The 3,510-nt window shown below is 42.4% G+C and carries 4 protein-coding genes; 3 read left to right on the top strand and 1 reads right to left on the bottom strand.

The features are described 5' to 3' along the window. The first annotated feature begins 83 nt into the window (after positions 1 to 83). From B2Y23_RS03545 to B2Y23_RS03535, 3 genes are read left to right on the top strand one after another with little or no spacing between them, the layout of a single operon-like run. Positions 84 to 827, top strand: a complete 744-nt coding sequence (locus B2Y23_RS03545) for an amino acid ABC transporter permease (RefSeq protein ID WP_291352770.1) — start codon at positions 84 to 86, stop codon at positions 825 to 827. Further along, on the top strand, positions 827 to 1,510 hold the full coding sequence (locus B2Y23_RS03540; protein ID WP_291369049.1) for an ABC transporter permease subunit: 684 nt from the start codon (positions 827 to 829) through the stop codon (positions 1,508 to 1,510). The genes B2Y23_RS03545 and B2Y23_RS03540 overlap by 1 nt, the downstream gene beginning before the upstream one ends. Before the next feature lie 14 nt (positions 1,511 to 1,524). After that, positions 1,525 to 2,250, top strand: a complete 726-nt coding sequence (locus tag B2Y23_RS03535) for an amino acid ABC transporter ATP-binding protein (protein WP_291369051.1) — start codon at positions 1,525 to 1,527, stop codon at positions 2,248 to 2,250. Positions 2,251 to 2,303: 53 nt separating this feature from the next. Here B2Y23_RS03535 and B2Y23_RS03530 read toward each other — a convergent pair whose 3' ends face one another. After that, the gene (locus B2Y23_RS03530; RefSeq protein WP_291352774.1) at positions 2,304 to 3,041 is read right to left on the bottom strand and encodes a carbonic anhydrase; all 738 of its coding nucleotides are present in this window, start codon (positions 3,039 to 3,041) and stop codon (positions 2,304 to 2,306) included. Between the last annotated feature and the right edge of the window lie 469 nt (positions 3,042 to 3,510).

The raw sequence follows: 3,510 nt of genomic DNA, 5'->3' as shown, positions 1-3,510 counted from the left end.
CGCTCTTCCGATCTATTAAAAAAGGCGCTTTATACTTCAGGCAGAAAAAGGATCTTTTTGCCTGATTCTACTCAGGAGTTACTATGAATTATAGTTGGAACTGGGGAGTTTTATTTCAGTCCACCGGGGTGGGCGACACGACCTATCTAAACTGGATTATAACCGGTCTGGGCTGGTTGCTGGTCATTGCCGTAGTGGCTTGGAGCATTGCCCTGGTTTTGGGCAGTATTCTGGGCATCATGCGCACCTTGCCCAGTAAAACAGCACGCGGTATAGGCACTGCTTATGTGACGCTATTTCGTAATGTCCCTCTGCTCATTCAATTGTTTATCTGGTTCTATGTGGTTCCCAATTTCTTGCCGACTCCCATCAAGTTATGGTGGATGAATGACTTGGGCGCAAATACCACGGCACTTATTTCAGCCAGTGTAGGTTTGGGCTTATTTACCGCTGCGCGAGTGTGTGAACAGGTACGTACCGGGATTGAAGCCTTGCCAGTTGGTCAGGTCAATGCCGGTTATGCCATGGGCTTTAGCACCCGCCAGTTATATCGCTACGTGATTTTGCCGCAATCGTTCCGCACTATTTTGCCGCCACTCAGTTCAGAGCTGACCAACTGTGTGAAGAATACTTCGATTGCCTCACTAGTCGGTGTAGCAGAAATTATTTCCCAGATGAAAACCATCAGTGAATATACCCAGAACACCATCGAAATTTATACCTACGTGACCATCATCTTCATCGTGATTAACTTTTGTTTAATTCAGGCAATGAATATGCTGGAAAAACGCTTACGTGTTCCCGGTCTGATTGCAGGAGATAAATAATGGAATGGCTCACTGCATTTTTAAATGACTTACAACTGTCTGCTCCAGCCTTGTGGCATGGCATGAGCATTACCTTAAAAGTGGTCATCAGTGCGACCATCGGCGGTATTTTGATTGGTACCCTGCTCGCCCTGATGCGCTTGTCTTCATTTAAAGTCCTGAATTTATTTGCGCAAGCTTATGTCAATCTGTTCCGCTCTATTCCTTTGCTGCTGGTGTTGATGTGGTTCTATTTTGCCGTACCGTTTATCTACACGGCTGTGACGGGCAATTACCTGACTATTGATACTGCTTTGGTCTCCAGTATTGTGGCCTTCATGCTGTTTGAAGCAGCTTACTTTTCGGAAATTGTCCGTGCCGGTATTCAGTCTATTCCTAAGGGTCAGACTGCAGCAGCCTATGCCTTAGGTATGAGCTATGGCCAGTCGATGCGGCTGATTATTTTGCCGCAAGCGTTCCGTAAAATGACGCCGTTGCTATTACAGCAGACTATTATCCTGTTTCAGGATTCGACCATGGTTTATGCCATTGGCTTGCTGGACTTTTTCCGGACCAACTATGTTCGCGGCGACCTGATGTCGCTGTTAACCCAATATATTTTATTTGCAGGTTTGGTGTACTTTACCGTGAGTATGATCGCGACCTATGCCGTTAAAAAATTACAAAGGAAGTTAACTGTATGACTGATGGTAAAGTGATGATTGACCTCCAGAATGTCAGTAAGTGGTACAAAGATTTTCAGGTACTGACCGATTGCACCACCCAGATTCATCAAGGTGAAGTGGTGGTGGTCTGTGGTCCTTCAGGTTCAGGTAAATCGACCCTGATCAAAACTGTGAATGGTCTGGAACCGTTCCAGCAAGGCAATATTACTGTTGATGGTATTTCCATTAAAGACCCAAAAACGAACCTGACCAAACTGCGCAGCCGTGTAGGCATGGTGTTCCAGCATTTCGAACTGTTCCCGCACTTGAGCATTACCGAAAACCTGACCATCGCCCAGATTAAAGTCCTAGGTCGTTCGGAAGCTGAAGCCAAGAAAAAAGGCTTGGCTTATCTGGATCGTGTCGGTCTAAGTGCACAGGCCAGCAAGTTTCCGGCCCAGCTTTCAGGCGGTCAGCAGCAACGTGTGGCCATTGCCCGTGCGCTAAGCATGGACCCGATTGCGATGCTGTTTGATGAACCCACCTCAGCCCTTGACCCCGAAATGATCAATGAAGTGCTCGATGTGATGGTGGAACTGGCCAAAGAAGGCATGACCATGATGTGTGTCACCCATGAAATGGGCTTTGCTCGGCAGGTGGCGAACCGGGTGATTTTTATGGATCAGGGCAAAATTGTTGAGGACTGTACCAAAGATGAGTTTTTTAATACTCAACGTAGTGATCGCGCTCAGCAATTCCTGAATAAAATTTTGCACTAGCTTTAACTATTAAAAAAAGCAGATCAAATGATCTGCTTTTTTTTTGGCATTAATTATTCAAGTACCAAGCGTGCATTTACTGGTTGCACAGGACGATTATTGGGATGTTCCATCAAGCTTGAAAAAGCCTTAATTTGCTGTTTAGAAGCTTGTTGAATGTCTTTCAGTACAATCCAGCGTACCCCTTCAGAACACGGCGGCGTGGTTAAAGAACCATTAAAACGATAGTAATCCAGATTTTCAGGTAAGAAGGCAGCGGCTAAATCCTGATGTTTCAACTGTACCGCATTCCCTGCTTTTTTCGGCAATTCTTTCCAGAGTCGTTTCAGCTTTTTATTTTCCTCACCTTCTTCAAACATGACAGCCACTACGGCTAACTCGCCTTGTTCAGTGGCATGTACCAGATGCATCTCCATGGCAAAACTTTGTCCTTTAATGGTATTTTCGCTTGGGCTATGTAAATGGAATTGTTTGAGATGAAATACCTGTTGCTCTAATTCTAGAGTATTGCCCGGATTAAAATTGATTTGCACGGTACGATTGTTATTGATGATCGTATCCGCTTTTGAGCTGTAATTTAATTTTAAAGCAGGCAATTTGGCTGATATGGTTTGATCAATATTAATGGGTGCCTGATTTAGGCCTTCGCAAGCTTTGTATTCAGGCTTAAGCTTAGCCCATTGTGCAGGTGCAGTCTGTTCTGCATATCCCCAGTCAAAGTGGGTGCCTTCTGCTGCAAATGAAGAATTAAAACCCATTAATACCGTTAACGCAAGCATACTCCGCTTCATGTTTAAACCCTAAAATATAATATAAAATGAGCACTTATCTTCTAGTGTTGAAACAGTGATATCAAAACCAAAACTACCATTTCCTTATTGTTTTTGTATCTCATATTGTTTAATTATTCACCTTGTTTGCTTTCAATAAATTTAGCCTTCCTGACTTTATTTTTATCTCACTTAATATTCATTCAGACTTCAAGCCAGAATGATTTTTTCTTAAACGCACTATAATTGATTATAAAATCATCTTAAATTGCGTCATCAAAATGCATTTAATTCATTTATCTTTAAATTTTTTTTAATTTCTCAGATTAACAGTATTGCCACTATTCAGTGCCAAGGCTGAAAGGTTAAAAAACAACCAAAACAGCAAACTCTAAATTTAATCTAATTATCATATATTTATTTATAACTTAATTTTAGAAAAATGCACCATAATGGAGCCAATATTGCCTAATAATGTAAACCTTTGCTT

The organism is Acinetobacter sp. UBA5934 (genome assembly GCF_002430855.1).
In the GTDB taxonomy this organism is placed as follows: domain Bacteria; phylum Pseudomonadota; class Gammaproteobacteria; order Pseudomonadales; family Moraxellaceae; genus Acinetobacter.
The sequence above is the reverse complement of the archived record's forward strand: the minus strand, read 5'-3'. Positions and strand labels throughout refer to the sequence as shown.